The organism is Streptomyces sp. NPDC086023, from assembly GCF_044540325.1.
Lineage (GTDB): Bacteria > Actinomycetota > Actinomycetes > Streptomycetales > Streptomycetaceae > Streptomyces.
In genome coordinates this window covers 78253-100868 of the sequence record NZ_JBITRX010000006.1, presented here as the reverse complement: position 1 = coordinate 100868, position 22616 = coordinate 78253, and the positions used below count along the sequence as shown (strand labels likewise).

General features: G+C 72.6%; 23 protein-coding genes. 10 read left to right on the top strand and 13 right to left on the bottom strand.

Annotated features, from left to right (window positions below; genetic code table 11):
- Positions 1-2 precede the first annotated feature (2 nt).
- Complete coding sequence (locus ACIF6F_RS14130) at positions 3-362, bottom strand: NADH-quinone oxidoreductase subunit A (protein ID WP_003992243.1); 360 nt, start codon at positions 360-362, stop codon at positions 3-5.
- 707 nt (positions 363-1069) lie between these two features.
- Between ACIF6F_RS14130 and ACIF6F_RS14125 the strand changes: the two genes are divergently transcribed.
- Positions 1070-1909, top strand: coding sequence for a C40 family peptidase (locus ACIF6F_RS14125; RefSeq protein ID WP_399945844.1), 840 nt, complete (start codon positions 1070-1072; stop codon positions 1907-1909).
- Between the two features lie 121 nt (positions 1910-2030).
- On the opposite strand, the gene ACIF6F_RS14120 is transcribed toward ACIF6F_RS14125, so the two are convergent.
- Both ACIF6F_RS14120 and ACIF6F_RS14115 read right to left on the bottom strand, forming a co-directional pair.
- Positions 2031-2990, bottom strand: a complete 960-nt coding sequence (locus tag ACIF6F_RS14120) for a hypothetical protein (RefSeq protein WP_399945841.1) — start codon at positions 2988-2990, stop codon at positions 2031-2033.
- Positions 2987-3400: a peptidase inhibitor family I36 protein gene (locus tag ACIF6F_RS14115; protein ID WP_399945838.1), complete on the bottom strand. Its 414-nt coding sequence runs from the start codon at positions 3398-3400 to the stop codon at positions 2987-2989. Before ACIF6F_RS14115 ends, ACIF6F_RS14120 begins: the two co-directional genes overlap by 4 nt.
- Before the next feature lie 155 nt (positions 3401-3555).
- Between ACIF6F_RS14115 and ACIF6F_RS14110 the strand changes: the two genes are divergently transcribed.
- The 4 genes from ACIF6F_RS14110 to ACIF6F_RS14095 are packed head-to-tail and all read left to right on the top strand — an operon-like array spanning position 3556 to position 7731.
- Complete coding sequence (locus ACIF6F_RS14110) at positions 3556-4035, top strand: hypothetical protein (RefSeq protein ID WP_399945835.1); 480 nt, start codon at positions 3556-3558, stop codon at positions 4033-4035.
- Positions 4032-5816 (top strand): peptidoglycan-binding protein, encoded by a 1785-nt coding sequence (locus ACIF6F_RS14105; RefSeq protein ID WP_399945832.1) that lies wholly within the window; start codon positions 4032-4034, stop codon positions 5814-5816. Before ACIF6F_RS14110 ends, ACIF6F_RS14105 begins: the two co-directional genes overlap by 4 nt.
- The gene (locus ACIF6F_RS14100) at positions 5813-6505 is read left to right on the top strand and encodes an ABC transporter ATP-binding protein (protein WP_399945829.1); all 693 of its coding nucleotides are present in this window, start codon (positions 5813-5815) and stop codon (positions 6503-6505) included. Before ACIF6F_RS14105 ends, ACIF6F_RS14100 begins: the two co-directional genes overlap by 4 nt.
- Positions 6502-7731 (top strand): ABC transporter permease, encoded by a 1230-nt coding sequence (locus tag ACIF6F_RS14095; protein WP_399945826.1) that lies wholly within the window; start codon positions 6502-6504, stop codon positions 7729-7731. Before ACIF6F_RS14100 ends, ACIF6F_RS14095 begins: the two co-directional genes overlap by 4 nt.
- Before the next feature lie 54 nt (positions 7732-7785).
- Here the strand turns inward: ACIF6F_RS14095 and ACIF6F_RS14090 are convergent, their stop codons facing one another.
- Entirely contained in the window at positions 7786-9069 is a 1284-nt protein-coding gene (locus ACIF6F_RS14090) for a geranylgeranyl reductase family protein (protein WP_399945824.1), read from the bottom strand.
- A 99-nt stretch (positions 9070-9168) separates the two neighbouring features.
- On the opposite strand from ACIF6F_RS14090, the gene ACIF6F_RS14085 reads away from it, so the two are divergent.
- Entirely contained in the window at positions 9169-9675 is a 507-nt protein-coding gene (locus ACIF6F_RS14085) for a GNAT family N-acetyltransferase (RefSeq protein ID WP_399945821.1), read from the top strand.
- 27 nt (positions 9676-9702) lie between these two features.
- Here the strand turns inward: ACIF6F_RS14085 and ACIF6F_RS14080 are convergent, their stop codons facing one another.
- The 7 genes from ACIF6F_RS14080 to ACIF6F_RS14050 all read right to left on the bottom strand — a co-directional run bounded on the left by ACIF6F_RS14080 (position 9703) and on the right by ACIF6F_RS14050 (position 17215).
- Positions 9703-10614, bottom strand: a complete 912-nt coding sequence (locus ACIF6F_RS14080; protein WP_399946512.1) for a glutaminase — start codon at positions 10612-10614, stop codon at positions 9703-9705.
- Positions 10615-10630: 16 nt separating this feature from the next.
- Positions 10631-11329 (bottom strand): demethylmenaquinone methyltransferase, encoded by a 699-nt coding sequence (locus tag ACIF6F_RS14075; RefSeq protein WP_399945818.1) that lies wholly within the window; start codon positions 11327-11329, stop codon positions 10631-10633.
- Positions 11326-11973, bottom strand: a complete 648-nt coding sequence (locus ACIF6F_RS14070) for a Uma2 family endonuclease (protein WP_399945815.1) — start codon at positions 11971-11973, stop codon at positions 11326-11328. Before ACIF6F_RS14070 ends, ACIF6F_RS14075 begins: the two co-directional genes overlap by 4 nt.
- A gap of 193 nt (positions 11974-12166) precedes the next feature.
- Entirely contained in the window at positions 12167-12823 is a 657-nt protein-coding gene (locus ACIF6F_RS14065; protein WP_399945812.1) for an imidazolonepropionase-like domain-containing protein, read from the bottom strand.
- 12 nt (positions 12824-12835) lie between these two features.
- Positions 12836-14041, bottom strand: coding sequence for a cyclic dehypoxanthinyl futalosine synthase (gene mqnC / locus ACIF6F_RS14060; protein ID WP_399945810.1), 1206 nt, complete (start codon positions 14039-14041; stop codon positions 12836-12838).
- A gap of 61 nt (positions 14042-14102) precedes the next feature.
- Positions 14103-15932, bottom strand: a complete 1830-nt coding sequence (locus ACIF6F_RS14055) for a protein kinase (RefSeq protein WP_399945807.1) — start codon at positions 15930-15932, stop codon at positions 14103-14105.
- A gap of 449 nt (positions 15933-16381) precedes the next feature.
- Entirely contained in the window at positions 16382-17215 is an 834-nt protein-coding gene (locus ACIF6F_RS14050; protein WP_399945804.1) for a menaquinone biosynthetic enzyme MqnA/MqnD family protein, read from the bottom strand.
- A gap of 237 nt (positions 17216-17452) precedes the next feature.
- Between ACIF6F_RS14050 and ACIF6F_RS14045 the strand changes: the two genes are divergently transcribed.
- Positions 17453-17656 (top strand): cold-shock protein, encoded by a 204-nt coding sequence (locus tag ACIF6F_RS14045; RefSeq protein ID WP_399945801.1) that lies wholly within the window; start codon positions 17453-17455, stop codon positions 17654-17656.
- Between the two features lie 198 nt (positions 17657-17854).
- Here ACIF6F_RS14045 and ACIF6F_RS14040 read toward each other — a convergent pair whose 3' ends face one another.
- On the bottom strand, positions 17855-18298 hold the full coding sequence (locus ACIF6F_RS14040) for a hypothetical protein (protein ID WP_399945798.1): 444 nt from the start codon (positions 18296-18298) through the stop codon (positions 17855-17857).
- 175 nt (positions 18299-18473) lie between these two features.
- Between ACIF6F_RS14040 and ACIF6F_RS14035 the strand changes: the two genes are divergently transcribed.
- Positions 18474-18785, top strand: coding sequence for a hypothetical protein (locus ACIF6F_RS14035; RefSeq protein ID WP_399945795.1), 312 nt, complete (start codon positions 18474-18476; stop codon positions 18783-18785).
- Between the two features lie 64 nt (positions 18786-18849).
- Here the strand turns inward: ACIF6F_RS14035 and ACIF6F_RS14030 are convergent, their stop codons facing one another.
- Entirely contained in the window at positions 18850-20535 is a 1686-nt protein-coding gene (locus ACIF6F_RS14030) for a lytic transglycosylase domain-containing protein (RefSeq protein ID WP_399945792.1), read from the bottom strand.
- Positions 20536-20834: 299 nt separating this feature from the next.
- Here ACIF6F_RS14030 and ACIF6F_RS14025 point away from each other — a divergent pair, with 299 nt between their 5' ends.
- Positions 20835-21638, top strand: a complete 804-nt coding sequence (locus ACIF6F_RS14025) for a thioredoxin domain-containing protein (protein WP_399945789.1) — start codon at positions 20835-20837, stop codon at positions 21636-21638.
- A 114-nt stretch (positions 21639-21752) separates the two neighbouring features.
- Positions 21753-22544: a hypothetical protein gene (locus ACIF6F_RS14020; RefSeq protein WP_399945788.1), complete on the top strand. Its 792-nt coding sequence runs from the start codon at positions 21753-21755 to the stop codon at positions 22542-22544.
- The last annotated feature ends 72 nt before the right edge of the window (positions 22545-22616 follow it).

Here is a 22616-nt window from a genome sequence, read left to right as displayed (position 1 = left end):
CCTCAGTCCCATTCCAGGCCGCCGCGCCGCCACACGTAGGCGTAGGCGACGAAGACGGTGAGCACGAAGAGCAGCATCTCCACGAGCCCGAAGATCCCCAGGGCGTCGAAGGTGACCGCCCAGGGGTAGAGGAAGACGATCTCGATGTCGAAGACGATGAAGAGCATCGCCGTCAGGTAGTACTTGATGGGGAAGCGGCCGCCGCCCGCCGGCGTGGGGGTGGGCTCGATGCCGCACTCGTACGCTTCCAGCTTCGCCCGGTTGTACCGCTTGGGGCCGATTAGCGTGGCCATGACCACGGAGAAGATCGCAAACCCTGCCCCGAGGGCGCCGAGCACGAGGATGGGCGCGTAGGCATTCACGCTCCTCGCTCCTTCCAGTCGTCCTTGACCGTTGGACCGCACGCCGGCCGGAGAGCCCTCCCAGCGGTGCTGGGCGAGTCCCGCCTCGCGAAGATCGCGTACATGTGAGGCAGTTCACAAGCCGGACTGCCCCGCATCCTATGCCTGCTCCTCTGTGATCTGCGACACGGGGTACGAGACCGAGTTTGTGATCTCCACCACCTGACGAACGATCATGAAGTCGGATGAGCGGTGATCTTCATACGTGAAGCACCGAAGTGATCACCAAAGGTGACATCCGAGGTCGTTACCGCAGGTAGGAGCCTGGTCGCACTATCAAATGGTGGCCACTGCAAGCAAATTGGCGGCCCCGGGGCTCGGGTGATATAGGAATCCGCTTCCCTCGGTCGGGGGAAGGGTCGCGTACGCGAGTGGACACGTGCATCCGTTCACGAGCCCCGGGCGTGATGTTCCTGTGACCTGCGCCACGCCCGATTCGCGCCAGCGAAAGGGGGCTTGGCCATCCGTCCGGGGTGATGGTAGGCGTCGGGGCAATTGGGGCGTATTGCTGAAAACCCTTGATCACAGGCTTGTGAGGGGGCGTCCGATTCGTCCGTTACGGCGTCAATAAGCCGCGCGGCGCGCCCGATTCGCACGTTTCGCTCTCAACTGTGGCGGAGACCACGTTTCTTGAAGGGAACCGCGAACGGCTGATAGCGGTTGTCTTCATGTCCATCACCGCTCACATACCCAGCCACCGGAAGCCCCGCCGCAGCGCCTCGAAGCTCGCGGTCCGCGCCGGAGTTGCCGGTGGCGTCCTCAGCACCCTGGCGATGGCCGGATCCGCGAGCGCGGCGTCCCAGGCCGAGCCCGTGACCGAGACCCTGGAAATGCCGGTCCTCAACCTGGACCTGGCCGCCGACGTCTCCTCCGCGGTCACCAAGTCCGCCGACGCCACCCGCGCGGCCGCCCTCGACAGCGAGCTGAACGCCCAGGAGCTCGCCGCCGAGAAGAGCGCCGCCGCCACCGCCAAGAAGGCCAAGGCCGAGGCGCGCGCGGAGGCCGAGGCAGAGAAGAAGGCCGAGCAGGAGGCCGAGCGCCGCGCCGCCGCCGAGCGCGCCTCCCGCACCGCCACGCGCACCACCCTGTCGGGCTCCTCGGACGAGGGCGGCGCGGCGAAGGCCTCCGGCACCGCCAAGCGCTCCACCGCGACCGGTTCGGCCGCCGCGATCGTGAACTTCGCCCTGGCCCAGGTCGGCAAGGCCTACGTCATGGGCGCCACCGGCTCCTCCGCGTACGACTGCTCCGGCCTGGTCCAGGCCGCGTACCGGCAGGCCGGCATCACCCTGCCGCGCACCTCGCAGTCGCAGTCCACGTACGGCACCCAGGTCTCGCTGAGCAACCTCCAGGCCGGCGACATCGTCTACTGGGGCGGCGCGGGCAGCGCGTACCACGTGGCCATCTACGTCGGCGGCGGCAAGTTCGTCGGCGCGCAGAACCCCAGCACGGGCGTCGTCGAGCGGTCGCTCGACTGGGACCGCCCGTCCGGCGCGGTGCGCGTCCTCTGACGCACGCGCCCACGGCACGGCGAAGGGCCGGTACTCCCCCGCTCGGGGGTGGAGTACCGGCCCTTCGTCCTGCCCCGGCGGCCGGGTGCGCGGCCGCCGGCTCGTGTCCTGCCTCGGCCCGTCAGGACAGCGTGGCCGCCAGCCTGAAGCGCTCCTCCCGCTGCCGCTTGTAGAGCGCGAGCGTCTCGGCGTGCTCCTCGACCAGCCGCCGCTGGTACGCCGCCTCGGCCGCGGCCCAGACGCCCACCAGGTTCACCTCGCGCTTGCAGGCCACGTCCGCCACCGCGGCGCGCACCGCCCGGGGACCGCCCCGGTCCGCGGCGAGCCCCAGCTCCTGCACGACCTCGTACGGGCTCCCGATGCCCGGATAACCCGCCCTGCCCATGCAGGCCGACCACTTCGCCAGTACCGCCCGCACCCGCGAGTCCTGCTGGGCGCGGGTGTGCGCCTCCGAGGTCAGCCCGAAGGCGTACAGCAGGTCGACGCTGTCCTTCGCGGGGGCGTAGAGCCTGCGGTAGCTCTCCCGCTGGCAGCCGCCCGGCGGCACGCGCTGCCCGCCGACCGCGAGGCCGCTGTCGGCCCGCTCGGCCTCCTCCTGGGTCCGCGGGTCCGGTCCCGCCTGCCCCCGCGCGCCCGGCCGTTCGCCGTACATCACCGTGTGGGCGCTGTCGCTGAGGCGGGGCGCGCGGGGCTTGGGCGGCTCGGGGCGGCCCGCGTCCTTGTCGTACCCGTGGGCGGCCGCGTACCGGGGGTCGGCCAGCCCGAAGAGGTACTGGTGCCGGTCCGCCGCTCCGCCCGCGGTGGGCGCGCGCGTGGCGACGGGCGGCTGGTACGTGAACCCGAACCGGGCCATGCAGCGCACGATGAGCCGGTCCTGGACCGCGTCCATCCGGCGGTTCTCCTCCGCGCTGTCCTGGTACGCGTCCAGGGGGAGGGCGATGGAGGCCGTGGCGGGGTTGACGGCCACGGTGCCGAGTTCCGGCTCCGGGACGGCCCTTTCCCCGCCGTCGCCGGAATGCGAGCAGCCGGTCAGTGCGACGGCCGCGAGGGCGGCGAGGGCGGCGGCGAAGAACCTCCTCACGAGAAGGAGTAGTTCGAGGAGCTGATCTTGTTCTTGAAAGTGAGGGACGCGTCGCCGCCGTATCCCTTCGGGATGTAGCCGAGGCTCCCGTCGTAGTACACGTCCGTCCACACCTGCCAGGTCACCACGTCGCGGTTCCGGTAGGACTCCGTATTGTCGTTGGCAGTCGTGCCGTATCCGTAGCAGCCGGAAGGTCCGCGGAATTTGTTGTCGGTGAAATTGTTGTCCGAGCCGGAGAGGTCGAATACACAGCCGGTGCCTCCCGTGCTGTAGTACAGGCCGAACTCCTCCACCTCCAGGTAGCCGTCCTTGGCGTAGGCCGACGCGGGCGCGGCGGTGGACAGCGCCGCGGCGCACAGGGCGGCGGCCGTGACGGAAGCGGAAGCGAGTCTGCGAAGTGTCCGGTTCATCGCGCATTCCTCACCGTTGGGGGTTTTTGGGGCGGCAGCAGAGCACTGCCGACCCGGGATTAAAAGGCGGTGGGACGGCGGCGCACAAGGACACCTTCCGGGTTGGCCGATAGTCATCTGTGTTGGCTCCGGGGCCGCTCATAGGGTGCACGTTCATGCGAAGCACCCCCATGCGGCTGCGGATTGTCGCCCCCTTTCTGCTTATGTCCCTTTCGCTCGCCGCGTGCACCGGCGAAAAGGAACCGGACGAGAGCGACAGCCCGCCGCCGTCGGCCGAAGAGATCGCATACCACGACTGTCTGAAAGAGCAGGGCGTGAAGATCTGGCACACGGATTACGGTGCTCCGCGCGTGGACAAAACCCAGCCGATGGAGAAGGTCCTCGCGGCCCAGGAGGCCTGCAAGGACAAACTCCCGCCCGATCCGAAGCCGTCGCCCGCCTCTCCCTCGCGGATGGCCGAGGCCCGTGGGGAGACCGCCTGCATGCGCCGCGAGGGCGTCACCTGGTACCCCGATCCCGACCCGGTCACCGGGGAGTTCGACGACCGGGGGCTCACCCGCGACCAGTTGCGCAGCCTGAAGACGGAGCACGCGGAGAAGATGCAGCTCTGCGTGAAGGGGCTCGGCCGGGGATGAGTGCGCTCGCACGGGGGCGGCGTGTGGTCTACGGGGTCGCCGCCGGGGCCGCCCTGATGACGGCCGGCGGGCTGCTGAGCACCGCCTTCGTGAAGTCCCCGGCCCAGCTCGCTGCGGAGACCGGGCCACCGGCCCAGGGGGTGCTGACCGCGGAGGTCGAACGCCGGGTGCTGGCCGAGACGGTGGTGATGCGCGGCACCGTGGTCGCCGGGCAGAGCGTGCCCGTCGCCCCCCAGGGTGAGGGGCGGCCGGTGGTGACCCGGCTGCCGTTCGCCGCCGGGGCGCCGGTGACCGCGGGGCGGGTGGTGGCCGAGGTCTCGGGGCGGCCGGTCGTCGCGCTGCGGGGAGCCCTGCCGGTGTACCGGGACCTGCGGCCCGGCGCCACGGGGGACGACGTGGCGCAGCTCCAGGACGCCCTGCGCGAGCTGGGTCACGCCACCGGGCGCGATCCGCGGGGCCACTTCGGCCCGGGCACGAAGACCGCCCTCGCCGCCCTGTACCGCGCCCTGGGCTACCCCCCGCTCCCGGCCGCCCCCGACGGGGCCGACCGCGTACGCACCGCCCGCACGGCCGTCCGCGAGGCGACCTGGGCCCTGGAGGACGCGGAGGCGGCGGCGGCCGCGGCGAAGCGGGGTGCCGCGGTACCGCCCGGCGGGACGGACGGGGTGCAGGCCCCGTCTCCCACCGCGGCCCGCCTCGGCGCGGTACGGCCCGGCCGGGGCGTGCCGGAGACCGGTGGCCGCGCCACCGGTGAGCCGTACCCGGGCAGGGCGCTCGCGGGCACGGCGCTGAGCCCCGCGGCCGCTGCGGCGGTCATCGGGGGCACGGAGGGCGCCGCGTGCCCCGGCGCCGGACGGCCGGACGGGCCCGGGCCCTCGGCTCCGGGGGCCCACCCTGCGCCCCATGGCGTGCCGGGGAGGGAAGAGGTGCCGGCCGCGGCGCCGGGCGAGCTCGCCGCCGCGCCCACACCGGGACCCAAGCCGGGGGCCGGCCCGCCCGTCAGCACCCTCCCCGGGAGGGAACTGGCGCGGGCGCGGGTGGCGCTGGCCGAGGCGCGCGCCGAACTCGCCGCCGCCGAGGCCGCCGACGGGCCGATGCTGCCGGCCGCCGAGGTGGTGTTCCTGCGGGCCTTCCCCGCCCGGGTCAGCGGCGTCGGCGCGACCGTCGGCTCCCCCGTCACCGGCACCCTGCTCACCCTCACCTCCGGCGAACTCCTCGTCGAGGCCTACCTCAGGGACGACAAGCACCGGCTCCTGCGCCCCGGCCTCCCCGTACGGGTCTCCTCCGAGCTGACCGGCGCCGAGGTGCCCGGCAAGGTCACGCTGGTCGCCGCCGAACGCTCCACCGGCACGCCCCCGGACGCCCAGGCCCCCGCCGGCGAGGGCCGGCTCCCGGCGCCCGCGGTCGACCTCGGGTACCGGATGCTGGTCCGCCCCGACCGCCCGCTGCCCGCAGCCCTCACGGGCCAGGACGTACGACTGACCGTCGAGGCGGCCACCACCGGCGGCCCGGCACTCGTCGTCCCCGTCACCGCCGTGTCCTCGGGCGCGGACGGCCTCACGTCGGTCACGACCGTCAACCGCGCCGGCACCCGGCACCGCATCGAGGTGCGCACGGGCACCACCGGCGACGGGTACGTGGAGATCGAGCCCGTCGCCCCGGCCACCCTTCAGCCCGGCGCCCGGGTCATCACCGGCACGGCCGCGCCGGGCACCGGCACGGGCACGGGCACCGGCACCAGCACCGGCACCGGCACGGACGCGGGAGCCCCGCCCTCGTGACCGCCGCCCCCGACCCCGCCCCGCCGCCCGTCATCGAGTTCCGCGGCGTCGCCCTGACCTACCCCGGGCCGCCGCCCGTGGAGGCGCTCAAGGAGTGCGACCTCACCGTGAACCGGGGCGAGTTCGTCGCCGTCGTCGGCCCCTCCGGCTCCGGGAAGTCCACGTTCCTCAACGTCGCCGGGCTGCTCGACACCCCCACCCGCGGCCGCTACCTCCTCGACGGCATCGACACCGCCGCCCTCCCCGACCGCTCCCGCACCGCCCTGCGCGGCCGCCGCATCGGCTTCGTCTTCCAGTCCTTCCACCTGCTCCCCCACCGCACCGCCCTGGAGAACACCGCCCTCGCCATGCTCTACACCTCCGTACCCCGCGCCGAGCGCCTGGCCCGCGCGGCGGAGGCCCTCTCGCGCGTCGGCCTCTCGCCCCGCGCCGACGCCACCCCCGGGCACCTCTCCGGCGGCGAGCGCCAGCGCGTCGCCATCGCCCGCGCCCTGGCGGGCCGCCCCTCCCTGCTGCTCTGCGACGAGCCCACCGGCAACCTGGACTCGGAGAACGCCGCCTCCGTCCTGGCCCTGCTGGACGAACTCCACGCGGCCGGACTCACCCTGCTGGTCATCACCCACGACCGGGAGGTGGCCGCCCGCGCCGGGCGCACCCTCACCATCCGCGACGGCCAGGTCCACGCGTGAGCCACGAACCCGGCCCCGTCCCCATCCCCGAAACCGGCCCCGAGCCCGGCCCCGCCCCCCGCACCCGCCTCTCCCCCCGCGACACCCTCTCCGAGGCGCTCGCCGGCATCCTGCGCCGCCCCGGCCGCGCCGCACTCACCGCGCTCGGCACCGTCCTCGGCGTCGGCAGCTTCGTCGCCGTGCTCGGCCTGACCGCCACCCTCTCGGCCCGCATCGACGGCCGCTTCAACTCCCTCACCGCCACCGAGGTGACCGTCGAGGACGTCGCCGCCCGCCAGGACGAGTTCGCCGGCCCGGGCTTCCCCGCCGACGCCGAGCGCCGCCTCGCACGGCTGGCCGGCATCCGCGACGCCGGCGTCTGGTGGCCCGTACGGCTGGACGCCTCCCCCGGCGGCGCAGCCGTACTGGCCGTGTCGCCCGGCGCGCTGCGGGCCACCGTCCCCCGGCTGCGCGAGGGCCGCCTGTACGACGAGTTCGCCGAGCGCACCCGGCAGCGCGTGGCCGTCATCGGCCCCGGCGTCGCGGACCGGCTCGGCATCGGCACCCTCTCGACGCGCCCCGCCATCCGGATCGACGGCGAGCCGTTCGTGGTGGCCGGCGTCCTGGCCGACGTACGGCGGCAGCCCGACACCCTGCTCGCGGTGCAGGTGCCCCGCTCGACCGCGGAGGAGCTGTGGGGGCCGCCCGCACCCGGCGCGGCCCGCATGCTGATCGCCACCGAACTCGGCGCGGCGCGGCAGGTCGCGCGGCTGGCCCCGACCGCGCTGCGTCCCGACCACCCCGAGCACCTCAGGGCCGTGCCGCCGCCGGACCCCCGGCTGCTGCGGTCGAGCGTGACCTCGGACCTCGGCTCGCTCTTCCTGCTGCTCGCCGGCGTCTGCCTGGTCATCGGCGCGGTCGGCATCGCCAACACCACGCTCGTCGCGGTCCTGGAGCGCACCCCGGAGATCGGGCTGCGGCGCGCGCTGGGCGCCCGGGGCCGGCACATCGCCGCCCAGTTCCTCACCGAGTCCGCCGCCCTCGGCGCGCTCGGGGGCCTGGTGGGCACGTCCCTGGGAGTCCTCACGGTGGTCGCCGTCGCCGTCGTACGCGAGTGGACCCCGGTCCTGCACCTCGGCACGGTGGCCGCCGCGCCCCTGGCCGGCCTGGCCACCGGCCTCCTGGCCGGCCTCTACCCCGCCGCCCGGGCCGCCCGCATCACCCCCGCGGAAGCACTCCGCCGCTGACCGCGCCCGAGAGCGGGGCGGTCAGCGGCGGAGACGCAAGGGGCTGGGCGGCGGTCAGGCCTTCGGGGCCACCTTGCTCAGGCCGTTGATGATGCGGTCCATCGCGTCGCCGCCCGTCGGGTCGGTCAGGTTGGCCAGCATCTTCAGCGTGAAGCGCATCAGCATCGGGTGGGTCAGACCGCGCTGGGCGGCGATCTTCATGACCTTCGGGTTGCCGATCAGCTTCACGAAGGCGCGGCCCAGCGTGTAGTAGCCGCCGTAGGTCTCCTTGAGCACCTTCGGGTAGTTGTGCAGCGCCAGCTCGCGCTGGGCCGGCGTGGCCCGGGCGTGCGCCTGCACGATCACGTCGGCCGCGATCTGGCCGGACTCCATGGCGTACGCGATGCCCTCGCCGTTGAACGGGTTGACCAGGCCGCCCGCGTCGCCCACCAGCAGCAGGCCCTTGGTGTAGTGCGGCTGCCGGTTGAAGGCCATCGGCAGCGCCGCGCCCCGGATCGGGTGCGTCATGTTCTCCGGCGTGTAGCCCCAGTCCTCCGGCATCGAGGCGCACCAGGCCTTGAGCACCTCGCGCCAGTCCAGCTCGCGGAAGGCGGAGGAGGAGTTGAGGATGCCGAGGCCGACGTTGGACGTGCCGTCGCCCATGCCGAAGATCCAGCCGTAGCCGGGCAGCAGCCGGTCCTGCGGGCCGCGCCGGTCCCACAGCTCCAGCCAGGACTCCAGGTAGTCGTCGTCGTGCCGGGGCGAGTTGAAGTACGTGCGCACGGCCACGCCCATCGGGCGGTCCTCGCGCCGGTGCAGGCCCATCGCCAGCGACAGACGGGAGGAGTTGCCGTCCGCGGCCACGACCAGCGGCGCGTGGAAGGTGACGGCCGTCTTCTCCTCGCCGAGCTTGGCGTGCACGCCCGTGATGTGCCCGGTCCGCGCGTCCCGGATCGGCTCGCCCACGTTGCAGCGCTCGTACAGCCGCGCGCCGGCCTTCTGCGCCTGCCGGGCCAGCTGCTCGTCGAAGTCGTCGCGCTTGCGGACGAGTCCGTAGTCGGGGAACGAGGCCAGCTCGGGCCAGTCCAGCTCCAGCCGCACCCCGCCGCCGATGATGCGCAGGCCCTTGTTGCGCAGCCAGCCGGCCTCTTCCGAGATGTCGATGCCCATGGCCACGAGCTGCTTGGTGGCGCGCGGGGTGAGCCCGTCGCCGCAGACCTTCTCGCGCGGGAAGGCGGTCTTCTCCAGCAGCAGGACGTCGAGTCCGGCCTTGGCCAGGTAGTAGGCGGTGGTCGAGCCGGCGGGTCCGGCTCCGACGACGATCACATCAGCGGTGTGCTCGGAGAGGGGCTCGGTCACTGCGTGATCTCCCGGAGGCTCGAAATTTCTGCGTGCCGAAGGCACGGGACATGGGCAGTCTATGCAGCGAACCGCGATCGACACCGAGAAGGGCCGACCATGACCAAGCTGCTCCCCGCCGTCCAGCTGCGCGTGCCGACCGAGGAGGACGCGTACGCCTGGCACCGCGTGTTCGCCGATCCGGAGGTCATGGAGTTCCAGGGCGGGGCCCCGGCCGAGTTGTCGGTGTACGAGGAGCTGACCGCGCGGCAGCGCATGCACGACGCCCAGCTGGGCTTCTGTTTCTGGACGATGCTCGACGCGGCGGGCGAGGTCATCGGCTTCACCGGTGCCCAGCCCTGGCCCCGGGACTGGGGCCCGGTGGGCCGCATAGAGATCGGCTGGCGGCTGGCCCGCCCGTACTGGGGCAAGGGGTACGTCACCGCGGCGGCGCTGGAGACCCTCGACCGGGTGCGCGCGGCGGGCGTACCCGAGGTGGTGGCGATGGTGGACGCGGCCAACACCCGGTCGATCGCGGTGGCGCGCAGACTCGGGATGGAGCTGGCGGAGACCTTCCCGCTGGGCACCCGGGGCCGCCAGGGCCACCGCTTCACGCTGGCGCTCTGAGGTCCCGGACCTCGGAGGCCTCGGAACTCAGAAGACGGAGAGTCCGGTCAGGGTCGTGAAGCGGTCGAGGGCGGCCACACCAGCGACGGAGTTGCCGCGCTCGTCCAGTCCCGGGCTCCACACGCACAGCGTGCACTGCCCGGGCACCACGGCGACGATCCCGCCGCCGACCCCGCTCTTGCCGGGCAGCCCGACCCGGTACGCGAACTCGCCCGCCGCGTCGTACGTGCCACAGGTCAGCATCACCGCGTTGACCTGCTTGGCCTCGCTGCGGGTCAGCAGGCGGGAGCCGTCGGCGAGCAGCCCGTGGCGGGCCAGGAACCGGGCGGCGAGGGCCAGGTCGGCGCAGCTGGTCTCGATCGAGCACTGCCAGAAGTAGTGGTCGAGCAGGGCCGGCACGGGGTTGGCGATGTTGCCGTAGCTGGCCATGAAGTGGGCCAGGGCCGCGTTGCGGTCGCCGTGCTCGGACTCCGACCCGGCGACCTCCGCGTTGAAGGCCAGCTCCGGGTTGCCGCTCTCGCGCCGCAGGAACTCCAGGAGTTCGCTGCTCGCGTCGCCGGTCCAGGTCTGCAGCCGGTCGGTGACGACGAGGGCGCCCGCGTTGATGAACGGGTTGCGCGGGATGCCGTTCTCGTACTCCAGCTGCACCAGGGAGTTGAAGGGGTTGCCGGACGGCTCCCGGCCGACGTGCTCCCACACGCTGTCGCCGCCGTGCGCGAGGACCAGGGCGAGGGTGAAGACCTTGGTGATGGACTGCGCGGAGAACGGCGTGCGCCAGTCCCCCACCCCGTACACGTTCCCGTCGAGGTCGGCCACGGCCATGCCGAAGCGCTTCGGGTCGACGTCGGCGAGCGCTGGGATGTACGCGGCGGGCTCGCCGCTGCCGATCAGCGGGGCGACGTCGCGGGCGATCTCCTCCAGCACGCCCTGGTAGTCCACGGCCACGTACCCGGAGCTACTCGGCGGGCTTGGTGCCGCGGTGCAGGGCCACGATGCCGCCGGTCAGGTTCCGCCAGGCCACGGAGGACCAGCCGGCCTTCTGGAGCAGCTGCGCCAGCGCGGGCTGGTCCGGCCACTCGCGGATGGACTCGGCGAGGTAGACGTACGCGTCGGGGTTGCTGGAGACGGCCCGGGCCACCGGGGGCAGGGCGCGCATCAGGTACTCGGTGTAGACGGTGCGGAAGGGAGCCCAGGTCGGCTGCGAGAACTCGCAGATGACGACCTTGCCGCCGGGCTTGGTGACCCGGTACAGCTCGCGCAGCGCGCCCTCGGTGTCCTGCACGTTGCGCAGCCCGAAGGAGATCGTGACGGTGTCGAAGACGTCGTCCTTGAAGGGCAGCTTCGTCGCGTCGCCCGCCGTGAGGGGCAGGTGGGGGTGGCGCTTCTTGCCCTCGCGGAGCATGCCGAGGGAGAAGTCGCAGGGGACGACGTACGCGCCGGTGGCGGCGAAGGGCAGCGAGGAGGTGGCGGTGCCGGCGGCAAGGTCGAGCACCTTCTGCGCGGGCCGCGCGTCGACCGCCTTGGCGACCTCCTTGCGCCAGAGCCGGGCCTGGCCGAGGGAGAGCACGTCGTTGGTGATGTCGTAGTTCGCCGCGACGCCGTCGAACATGGAGGCGACTTCGTGCGGCTGCTTGTCCAGGGAGGCTCGGGTCACGTGCCCATTGTGCCGGTATGCGGTCGCCCGAAGCCGAGCAGGGTGCGCAGGTCGATCTCGAGCGGATACGGATGCTCCGTAACCAGCACCTTCCGGTGCACCGGCGTCTCCGGGGCCTCGATGTATTCGCGGTGCCGGTGGTGCAGCCAGAACTCGTGGACGGCCAGGCTGCGGTCGCGACCGATCTCCACCCGCCAGTAGTACGGAACCAGCGCACTCGCAAAGAGGGCGGGCTTGCGCACCCGGTCGTCCTGGCGAGAGCCCGGTGAAACGACCTCCACCGCCAGGGCGAGCTTGTCGACGGGGACACACTCCAGGTCGAAGAAGTCCAGGCCGGTGGGGTCATAGACGATCACGTCGGGTTTCGGGGTGTTGTGGTCGTCGTAGAGCACACACTGCTCGGTGACCACCTCGAACGGCCCGGTCCTGGCTACCTCCAGATGCCGCGCGATCTTGTCACGCACGACGTTGTGCCACAGCTTGGTCTGGCCCCGGACCACCACGACTCCGTCCACGAGTTCCCATTCGAAGGGGAGGTCGAGGTGTTTGACCTGGTCGAACGTCCAGCCCTCTGCAGGCGGGAACATCCAGTTGTCCTCGGAGGCCTGCACGCTTCGACCGGATGTCGCCATCACTGCTCCCATGAACGCGAGTGTGGACGCGGGTGTCGTACACAGTCCCGGATACGACAGTACCCACACACGAGGGGACGACGAGGACCCTCACGAATTGACGCGCGCCCAGCCCGCCCGGCGCTTGAGGGCGAAGGGGTCCGGGGCCCGCCCCGGTGAACGGGAGAAGGGTGGGGTGGGGTACCGCCCCGCAGGGAAGGCGGAGCTAGCGGCCGCGGAACAGCAGGCGGCCGCCCAGCACCGTGGCCACACACGTACCGGCGCCGCGCGCCACCAGCGCCTGCTCGTCCCCGGCGTCGAAGACGGCGAAGTCCGCCGGCCCCCCGACCACCAGCGGAGCGTGCACCGCGTCGGCGAGCGACCCGACCCCCGCCAGCGGGTCCAGGGCCGGGACACCGGCAGGAAGGCCCGAATCCGCCTCGGAATCCGCCGCCGGAACCACCCGCATCCCCAGCCGCGCCACCGGCGCCCCCAGCAGCGGATCCCCCGCCGGCAAGGCCACCGCGGTGGTCCCGTACCGGAGCATCTGCTGGAGCCCGCGCCGCACGCTCCCGCCCATCCGGGACGCGTCCGGCGCCAGCCGGGCCGTCTCCGTGGGCGGCAGCGGCTCCGTACCCAGCAGCTCGGCCTCCCGCGGGTCGGGGAAGTAGCAGTGCCGCAGCAGCCACCCGGCCCGCGGCTGCCGCAGACCCGGCGTGATCACGCCGGGCCACTCCCGTATCCGGGCCGTCGGGTACGCCTCGGCCAGCTCGGCCTGCGGCCCGACGGCCACCAGACGGTCGCCCTCGGCCAGCACCGCCCCGTCGGGCACGGGCGGTGCCCCCACCGGCAGCACCAGCGGCGCCGCGTGCAGCGTACGCACCGCCCGACCGCCTCAGTTCGCGTTCGCGTCGAGGAGCTTCAGCTCCGGGTGGGCCGTGCCGCCCTCGATGGCCGTGGACGAGATGTGGGAGACCACGCGGTGGTCGACCGGGTCGTCCGCCGGGTCCGTGTGGACCACGACGTGCTCGTACGTGGTGGTGCGCTGCGCCGGCACCCGGCCCGCCTTGCGGATCAGGTCGATGATCTCCTGGCGGTTCGAGCGGTGCTTGGCACCGGCCGAGGAGACGACGTTCTCCTCCAGCATGATCGAACCGAGGTCGTCGGCGCCGTAGTGCAGCGCCAGCTGCCCGGCCTCCTTGCCGACGGTCAGCCAGGAGCCCTGGATGTGCGCGATGTTGTCGAGGTACAGCCGCGCGATGGCGATCATCCGCAGGTACTCGAAGACCGTGGCCTGCGTCCGGCCCTTCAGGTGGTTGTTCTCGGGCTGGTACGTGTACGGGATGAAGGCCCGGAAGCCACCGGTCCGGTCCTGCACGTCGCGGATCATGCGCATGTGCTCGATGCGCTCGGCGTTCGTCTCGCCCGTGCCCATCAGCATGGTGGAGGTGGACTCGACGCCCAGGCCGTGGGCGATCTCCATGATCTCCAGCCAGCGCTCGCCGGACTCCTTCAGCGGCGCGATCGCCTTGCGCGGCCGCTCCGGCAGGAGTTCGGCGCCGGCGCCCGCGAAGGAGTCCAGGCCCGCGGCGTGGATCCGCTTGATGGCCTCCTCGGCGGAGACCCCGGAGATCCGGGCCATGTGCTCGACCTCGGACGCGCCGAGGGAGTGGATGACCAGCTGCGGGAACGCCTTCTTGATCGCGGAGAAGTGCTCCTCGTAGTACTCCACGCCGTAGTCCGGGTGGTGCCCGCCCTGGAACATGATCTGCGTGCCGCCCAGTTCGACGGTCTCCGCGCAGCGGCGCAGGATGTCGTCGAGGTCGCGGGACCAGCCCTTCTTCGTGTCCTTGGGGGCCGCGTAGAAGGCGCAGAACTTGCACGCCGTCACACAGACGTTGGTGTAGTTGATGTTCCGCTCGATGATGTACGTCGCGATGTGCTCCGTACCGGCGTAGCGGCGGCGGCGCACGGCGTCGGCCGCCTGGCCCAGCGCGTGCAGCGGGGCGTGCCGGTAGAGGTCCAGCGCCTCCTCGGCGGAGATCCGGCCCCCCTCGGCGGCGCGATCGAGGACAGACTGGAGAGCGGCCTGGTCGGTCACCGGTGCCTCACCTTTCGGCGGTGTCAAGGGGTTCGGACCGATCCAGCCTACGCCAGCCCCCTCATCGCTCTCGGGTCAGGTCGCCCTCCGGCTTCCCGGCGGCGGCGTCGCCCGACGCGTAGTGCAGCGTGCCGTTCGCGTTGAGGGTGAAGCGCTCGTTCGGCGAGCCCTCGGCGCAGATCCCGGGGTGGGGGTTGGTGCCGCCCGCGGTGTCGAGGACGAGGGAGCGGTCGGTGGCCGCGGCCAGCTTCCACTCGCCGCTGCAGTCGTACTGCGTGCCCAGCAGGTCGAGCACCGACTTGTCCCGGCCGACGACCTCGCCGACCTTGCCGGCGCTGATGGTGATCTGGAAGTCCACGGGCACGCCGAAGTTCTTGGTGGTCACCGTGCCCTTCCAGGTGCCGGTGAGGGCCTCGGGGACGGAGTCTCGGCTCCCGGCGTCCTTGCTCGGCCCGCCGGTCGGCGGGGTCGCGGCCGCCGAGACGCTGGGGCCGGTCTTGCCCCCGCCGGGCTCGTTCGCGCTGTCCTTCCCCTTGGCACTGCCGGGGAACAGGTCGGTCAGGAAGTACCCGCCCACCGTCACCGCCGCCAGTGCGCCCGCGACCGCGAGGGCCACCGTGCAGCTGGCCCGCCGGCCGGCCCGGGCGGTCACCGTGAAGCGGGTGCCGCCCTCGGCCTCGCGCGGGGCGGGGATGCCGGGCACGGGGCTCGGGCCGCCGTACGTGCCGCCCGCGGCGTACGGCTCGCCCTTCCCGTACGAGGGGTCCGGCGGCCCGAAGCCTCCGGAGGTGTACCCGGTGGGCACGGCGCCGGACCCGTACCCGGTCGGCACCGAGCCGGACCCCGCACCGGTGTCCGTACCCGGGCCGGGGGCGCCGTACGCCGGCGCGGCACCCGGCACCGCGTCGGCCACGGGGACGGCGCCGGGGCCCGCGGCATCGGAAGAGGAGGCAGAGGAGGAAACGGAAGGGGAAGCGGAACCGGTGGTCGGGTCGGCCTCCAGGTCCAGCAGCCGCACCGCCGACCGGGAGATCTCCTCGACCAGCACCGCCGGCAGCCAGCCGGGACCCACGGCCGCGGACGCCCCCTGCGGGGCGAGCACGGCGGCGACCTGCGCGGGGGCGGGCCGGTCGGAAGGGTTCTTCGCCAGGCAGGCCGCGGCCAGCTCGCGCAGCCCGCCCGCCGGCACCCGCTCCAGGTCCGGCTCCTCGTGCACCACCTTGTAGAGGAGGGTGGCCGAGTTGTCCCCGGTGTACGGCGGGTGCCCGGACGCCGCGAACGCCAGCACCGCGCCCAGCGAGAACACGTCCGCCGCGGCCGTGGCACCCTTGCCCACGATCTGCTCGGGCGACATGTAGCCCGGCGAGCCGATCGACACCCCGGTGGAGGTCAGCGAGGCGGTGCCGTCCGTGGCCCGCGCGATCCCGAAGTCGATCAGCCGGGGTCCGTCGAGGGTCAGCATCACGTTGGAGGGCTTCACGTCCCGGTGGACCAGCCCCAGCGCGTGCACCGCCGCCAGCGCCTCCGCGAGGGCCGCGCCCAGCGCCCGTACCGAGGCCTCGGGCAGGGGGCCGTGCGCCGCGACGGCCCGGTCCAGGGAGGGCCCGGCCACGTACCCGGTGGCCACCCACGGGACGGAGGCGTCCGGATCGGCGTCCAGCACCGGGGCGGTCCACTCGCCGCCCACCCGGCGCGCGGCCTCCACCTCGCGCCGGAACCGCGCCCGGAACTCGTCGTCCAGGGCGAAGTGCGGGTGGACGCTCTTGATCGCGACCGTCCGGCCGCCCGCGCTGCGGCCGAGGTAGACGCGCCCCATTCCGCCCGCGCCCAGCCTGCCGAGCAGCCGGTACGCACCGATGGCCCGCGGATCCCCCGCGTCGAGCGGATGCATGGGTGCCTCCCTGCCGGTCCCCCGTGAAGTCCGGGCCACGCGGCCCGGTGTCGCCAGCACCCTAGCCGCGTACGGAAGTTCCCGGGCGGCCGAACCGGTGAACCGGGCCGGCGGGCGAATTCCCGCGACCCCTTCCCGGCCCGCTTCCCGCACCCGCGTCGGACCGTTCTCCGCGACCGATCTCGCCCGCCGGGGGAATTCACCGCGCTCACCGCCGGGTGCCCGAGACCGCCCCCGCGCGGCACTCCGCCGGGAGCGCGAATCGCGACGCGTCCACGACAATCAGGAGAAGCGCGCGGACGCCCTTTGAACGCTGCGCGCGGAATCCCCGGGCGGATTCTCCGGAAATTCATCAGGAATTACGCCGAGGACTCCACGAAGAGCCTCCTACGGGACATACCGGGCGGTATGCGGAGCGGCCCCGCCGGGGTCCGGCGGGGCCCCGGACCTCAGGGGGCGAGCAGCTCCACGCGGGCGTCCCCGGCCCCCGTCCGTCGCGCGAACTCCTTCACGCCGGCGAGCTGCTCGGGGCCGAAGCGGAAGTCGAGCGTGGTGAAGTACCGCTCCAGCAGCTCGGCGTCGAAGGCCTCCCAGCGGGCGGCCTGCTCGGCCACCTTCGTGACCTCTTCGAGGGAGAGGTCACGGGAGGCGAGGAAGGCCTCGTGGACCTTGCGGACCACCTGCGGCTCGCGCTCCAGGTAGTCCCTGCGGGCGGCCCAGACGGCGAAGACGAAGGGCAGCCCGGTCCAGTCCTTCCACATGAGCCCCAGGTCGTGGACGGTGAGGCCGAGCCGGGGCGCGTCGTGGAGGGAGGCGCGCAGGGCGGCGTCCCCGATCAGCACCGCCGCGTCGGCCTCCTGCATCATCAGCCCCAGGTCGGGCGGGCAGGTGTAGTAGTCGGGCCGTACGCCGTACTGCTCGGCCAGCAGCAGCTGCGCCAGCCGCACGGACGTGCGGGACGTGGACCCCAGTGCGACGCGGGCGCCGTCCAGGTGCTCCAGGGGCACCTGGGACACGATCACGCAGGACATCACGGGCCCGTCGCACCCGACGGCGAGGTCGGGGAAGGCCACCAGCTCGTCGGCGTTCTTCAGGAACTCGACGAGGGTGATGGGAGCGATGTCCAGCTCCCCCGCCACGAGGCGCTCGCTGAGCTTTTCGGGGGTGTCCTTCGTCAGCTCCAGGTCCAGCAGCGTGCCGGTCCTGGCCAGGCCCCAGTAGAGGGGCAGGCAGTTCAGGAACTGAATGTGGCCGACCCGGGGCCGGCTGCGATTGGCGTCCACATCGCGAGACTAGCCGCCGCCCTCGCGTCAGCCTCTTGGAGGGGTGTCAAACGTCCGGGTGACGTGATCTTTCCCTCTACCCTTCTGCACACTCTGCGTGCTAGGCTCGACGCAAGTTGCAGTTTGGTTTCCCTTGCAGTACAGAGCCTGCGGAGCATGTAACCCGCAGGCTTTTGTAGTTTTCAGACTTCTTAGCAGGTTCTGGAGCAGGGCAACCCTTTGGCCCAAGGAGGGCTTATGGCTACCGGAACCGTGAAGTGGTTCAACGCTGAAAAGGGCTTCGGCTTCATCGCCCAGGACGGCGGCGGCCCGGATGTCTTCGTCCACTACTCCGCGATCAACGCGACTGGCTTCCGCTCCCTCGAGGAGAACCAGACCGTTAACTTCGACGTCACGCAGGGCCCGAAGGGTCCGCAGGCCGAGAACGTGACCGTGGCCTAAGTTGCCCGGCCCGACCGGATCGCGGTCGGATAGCAGTACCCAAGGGGCCCCGCCCTCGCGACGAGCGAGGGACGGGGCCCCTGCCTTTGCCCCCAGGCGGGGACAGAGAAACGGCGGACGGCCCCGCCCCTCGCGGGGGCGGGGCCGTCCGTACGGCAGGTCCGGGATCCGGCCGGGCGCAGGTCCGGAACGGCTGTATCAGATTCCGGTCATGCTCAGCGTCGGGCCGTAGTCGCCGGAACCGTCCGAGACGACGACATCGAACCGCCGGTCGGGGAAGGCGGCCCGCGCCGCTGCCCGCCACATGGCGGCGATGCGCTCCGCCAGGCCGGGCAGCGCGGCGTATTCGGGGTCCGAGGCGAGCACGAAGTAGTCCCACAGGTGGACATGGTTGACGACCGCCTCTACCGCCCTCGGGTCGCCCGGGAGCCGGTCATGCCATTCGTCGACACCACGCTGGTCGAATCTGAATCCGAGGAAGACGCAGTCGCGATACTCGACGAATTCCGGCCAGTAGAGGTCGGCGAGGGCAACCGCCTCGGCGACCGCGACGTTGGCTGACATGAAGCCCTGCAGGTGGTACCCGCCGGCCTCCTCCCCCATCACCCATTCCGACAGCTGCGGCAGCCCGCGGGGGTCCACTGCATCGCCTCGCTTCCGCTCACGCGTGCGTCCACTTCCATGCGTCATCCTGACCCCCCCTCAGCATCCGAAGGGAGGCAGGTCGTCCGGCCCCGTCGGCGTGGCGATGTCCTCCTGGTAGGGGAAGACCTTGCCGTTGGGGGGCTCGTTCCGCAGGTACTTCTGAACGTGCGGGGTGTCGACGACCGGCCGGGGCCTGCTGCTGCGCCACGGGAAGCCCGCCGCCGGGGGCGGGGTCGACCTGGGATCGCTCGGTCAGGCGGCGGACTCCGGCAGCGGCCAGGACGAGGTCTACGGCACGGGTGGGTGGGCACGTGCGAGCATGCCGCTCATCCTCGGCGGCCCCAACGTGAGCGGCACAGCCACCCCCGACTTCTGGGCGGCCACCAGCGGTGGCGAGCTGCGGTACTACCCCGGCGGGGCGACCACCCACGGGGCACCCACGGCCGTAGGGTCCGGCTGGACGACCATCAAGGGGCTCGGCTGACGGGAGAACGGCGGGAGCCCCGCACCCCGGACGGGGTGCGGGGCTCCCGCCGTTGTGCCGTGTCCTAAGGGTTGGCCGGTTCCGGGGTGGTGGATTCCGGCTTCGGGTCGACCGTGAGCGCCAGGACGAGTTCCACGCCCTCGGCCGTGGTCAGGCGGAGGTGGTAGGTGCCGGGCTCGACGCTCTCCGGGAGGTAGATCTCCGGGAGGAGGATGCGGCCGTTCTCGTCCGTCGGGGCCAGCTCCAGGGAGCGGACCCGCTTGACCTCACCCTCGGCGGCGTCGGTGCTCTTGAAGAACGGGCCCGACTCCGCGGTGACCCACTTGCCGTCCGCGTCCTTCACGACCATGGCGGCCGTCAGCTTCGTACCGGCCAGGGCCTGGTCCTTGGCGGTGGCCTGGATGCTCACGCTCTGCGCGAAGCGCTCCTGGCCGGCCGTGGCGACCAGCGCCTTGTCCGCGTCCTCGCCGACCCGGGTCAGCTTGTCCGCGACCGGCTTCGGCTTCGGGGTGACCGCGCCCTGGAACCGCACCGTGAACTCGCGGGTCCCGTACAGGGTCGCGCGCAGCGTGAAGGCTCCGGCCTTGTCGCCGGCCTTCTCGCCCGCCGTGAGGGCGGGGGCGGTGGCGATGCCGTCGGCGTTCGTGCGGACCACCACGTGGGTCTTGCCGCCGGCGAAGACGGTCCCGGAGGTGTCGCCCTCGATCTCGAACAGCACGACCTCGCGGACCGCCGGCTTGTTGTCACTGAGGCGCGCCTTGACCTGCGGCGTCACGCTGAACTGCGTACCGGCCTCGGCGGTGATCCGCTCCTCGCCGAGGCGGTCCAGGCCGGCCACCGTCGCCGCGGGCGGCTTCGGCTTGGGGTCCGGTTTGGGCTTCGGGTCCGGCTTCGGCTTCTCCGGCGTGGTCGGGGTGTGCGGGTTCGGCCGCGGGCCCGGGGAGGGGGTGATCGGCGTCGGCGTGGGCGTCGGGGGGACGTTCACGACGGGCGGGTTGGGGATGCCGACCCCGCCCTTCTGGTACTGCCGCATCCAGCTGAGCACGGTGTTCACGTACTCGCGGGAGTTGTTGTAGCTCAGTACCGCCTTGTCGAGGTCCTGCGCACGCGCCAGGTCACGGTCGCCGGCGCAGAGGTAGAGGCCGGCGCCGAGCGCGGCGTCGTAGATGTTGTTGGGGTCGCGCGTGCCGTCGGCGTTGCCGTCGGCGCCCCAGGAGGCCCAGGTCGAGGGGATGAACTGGAGCGGGCCGACGGCGCGGTCGTACTCCGTGTCCCCGTCGAAGAGGCCCTTGTCGGTGTCGGTGATGCGCGCGAAGCCGTTGCCGTCCAGGCGGGGGCCGCGGATCGGCTTGGTGGTCGAGCCGTCCGTCTTCAGGCCGTAGCCCGAGGCGTGCACGGACTCCACGCGCCCGATTCCGGCCACGAGTTCCCACGGGAGGTGGCAGTTCGGCAGCGCGGCGGCCACGGAGGTGGCGGCGCGCTTGTACGCGTCGAGGGCGGTTCCGGGTATGCCGGTGCTGCCCTGCGGCGCGCCGGCGGGCGGCGGCGGGTCGGTGACCAGGTCGGGCAGGTCGAGGCGGGCGTTGCCGCGGTCCTGCGCCTGCGGGCTGTCGGGGGTCGGTGCGGACTCCCCGGCATCGGCAGTCGGCGGGTTTCCCACGACCGCGGCAGTGGTCAGGCTGGCCGCGAGCGCGGCGGTGCACAGCACCTTGCGCGACGTACTGATGACATGACGGCGTAGAGGCTTCACAGTGCGGCTTTCCCCCCAAGGCGTGCGGGCCGATTCAGCCGTGAATATGGACTGTCTATCAGGTCTCGCAGGACGACTCGCCGTCCCCCCTCACCTTTATGACGCCCTGTTCACCTGTCCGACGCCTGCCTGATAGGGCAGTCGTTCGGCCCGCATACGGACTACCCGTGACGGGCTGGGCAATTGGGACCAATGGCCATGCCGGGCATGCACCAAAGGCCCGGGTATGTACCGCCGGAGGCTCTCTAGACTCAGGTGGGGGTCGACCGACCCCGCCCGCCGAAAGGAACCCCGAAGTCATGGCCAAGAAGGACGACCTGCGACGCGAGGCACGCGAGCGCCTGAAGGCCGAGCGCGAGGCCGAGGTGCGCAGGGCCCGGCTGCGCGGCCGCCTCGTCGTCGGCGGCTCGGTCGTCGCGGTCCTCGCCCTCGCCGTCGGGGTCGGGGTGTACGCCGCCAGCGCTCCCGGCAACTCCGGCGAATCGGAAGCGGGCGGCAAGCCGTTCGTCCGGCCGGCGCACACGTCCGGCAAGGACGGTGCGGTCGTCCCGTACGGCAGGGCGGACGCGAAGCACACCCTCACGATGTGGCTGGACCCGCGCTGCCCCTACTGCGCGGGCGCCGAGCAGGGCCTCGGGAAGACCTTCAAGGAGCAGGCGGACGCGGGCACGTACCGGATCGAGTACCGCTTCGCGACCTTCCTGGACGGCGCCCTCGGCGGCAAGGGCTCGAAGCGGGCGCTGAACGCGCTGGGCGCGGCGGTCAACGAGAGCCCGGAGAAGTTCATGGACTACCTCCAGGTTCTGTACGCGAACCACCCGGCGGAGGAGAAGGACGACAAGTTCGGCTCGACCGCCACCCTGCTGGAGCTGGCGGACCAGGTCCCCGGACTGCGCACGCCCGCCTTCAACAAGGCGGTGAAGGAACTGACGTACATGCCGTGGGTCGACAGGGTCGGCCAGGCCTTCTACGAGAGCGGCGAGAAGGGCACGCCGGCGGTGTACCTGGACGGCAGGAAGCTGGAGGTCTCGTCGGGCGACGGGATCAAGTCGATCACGGTGGACGCCTGGAGGAAGCTGGTGGACGACACCCTCAAGTCCTGACGGGGGGAACCGGCTTCAGGGCTGCGCCCCTGACGTGGGGTCAGGGGCGGGTCAGGGACGGCTGGGGGGATTCCCGGTGGGCCCGGGGGTGGTCGGGCGGCCAGCCTGGACGGCATGGAGACCACAGCCGAGAAGCGCTCGTCCACCGCCCGTCGTGTGGCCGCGGGAACCGCCGCGGCCGCGCTCACCGCCGCCGCCGTCGCCGTGGCGGCCGCACCCGCGATGGCGGCACCCCCGGCGTCGCCCGTGGCGGCGGCGCCCTCAGCGGCACCCGTGTACGACTTCGGCGACTGCCCGGCGATCCCGGCCGGGGTCGACGCGAGCAGCTGGAAGTGCGAGGTGCTCACGGCGACGGGGGCGCTGGACCTCGGGAGCCGACGGATACCGGAGCTCGCGCCGATGACCGTCACCCATGCCGAGGGGCCGATGCCGGACGGGAGCAGGGGGCAGGTCTGGGGTGCGCTGCGCGGCGGGCCCACGGAGGTCCCGGGCGGGCTCCTGGACCGCACGGGGGAGGCCGGGCACCCGCTGTTCTCGCTGTCCCTCCGGCCGGAGTACGGCGGCCGGTCCGACTTCTACTCCGTCGGCAGCAGCATGGGGCTGTTCACCCTGCGCTTCCGCGTCCAGAGTCCGCTGCTGCCGCGGGACTGCGTGATAGGCGGCGGCGACGAGCCGCTGGAGATACGCCTGCAGCGCGTGGGCGGCTCCCGGTGGCTTTCGACGAACCCTCCGGTCATCGCCTTCGATGCGAAGGACGACACCTTCACCGCCCCGGCCGCCGAGAGCTGCGGCCCGCTGGGCCGGCTGGTGAACAGGCGCCTGGGCCTGCCCGCGGCGACCGGGAACTCGCTCACCTTCTCAGCGACCTACACCTTCAAGACGTACGACCGGCTCCCGCCCCGCTGAGGCCCCGGCGACGGTCGCCCGCGGCTCTCCTCCCCCGGGGGAGGAGAGCCCGGGGTACCTTCGGGAGTCGCC

Excerpts from the sequence above, each read along its gene's own strand:
- ACIF6F_RS14125 (WP_399945844.1), top strand. The coding sequence starts at position 1,070 with ATGTCCATCACCGCTCACATACCCAGCCACCGGAAGCCCCGCCGCAGC.
- ACIF6F_RS14115 (WP_399945838.1), bottom strand. The coding sequence starts at position 3,400 with ATGAACCGGACACTTCGCAGACTCGCTTCCGCTTCCGTCACGGCCGCC.
- ACIF6F_RS14110 (WP_399945835.1), top strand. The coding sequence starts at position 3,556 with ATGCGAAGCACCCCCATGCGGCTGCGGATTGTCGCCCCCTTTCTGCTT.
- ACIF6F_RS14105 (WP_399945832.1), top strand. The coding sequence starts at position 4,032 with ATGAGTGCGCTCGCACGGGGGCGGCGTGTGGTCTACGGGGTCGCCGCC.
- ACIF6F_RS14085 (WP_399945821.1), top strand. The coding sequence starts at position 9,169 with ATGACCAAGCTGCTCCCCGCCGTCCAGCTGCGCGTGCCGACCGAGGAG.
- ACIF6F_RS14070 (WP_399945815.1), bottom strand. The coding sequence starts at position 11,973 with ATGGGAGCAGTGATGGCGACATCCGGTCGAAGCGTGCAGGCCTCCGAG.
- ACIF6F_RS14055 (WP_399945807.1), bottom strand. The coding sequence starts at position 15,932 with ATGCATCCGCTCGACGCGGGGGATCCGCGGGCCATCGGTGCGTACCGG.
- ACIF6F_RS14045 (WP_399945801.1), top strand. The coding sequence starts at position 17,453 with ATGGCTACCGGAACCGTGAAGTGGTTCAACGCTGAAAAGGGCTTCGGC.
- ACIF6F_RS14025 (WP_399945789.1), top strand. The coding sequence starts at position 20,835 with ATGGCCAAGAAGGACGACCTGCGACGCGAGGCACGCGAGCGCCTGAAG.
- ACIF6F_RS14020 (WP_399945788.1), top strand. The coding sequence starts at position 21,753 with ATGGAGACCACAGCCGAGAAGCGCTCGTCCACCGCCCGTCGTGTGGCC.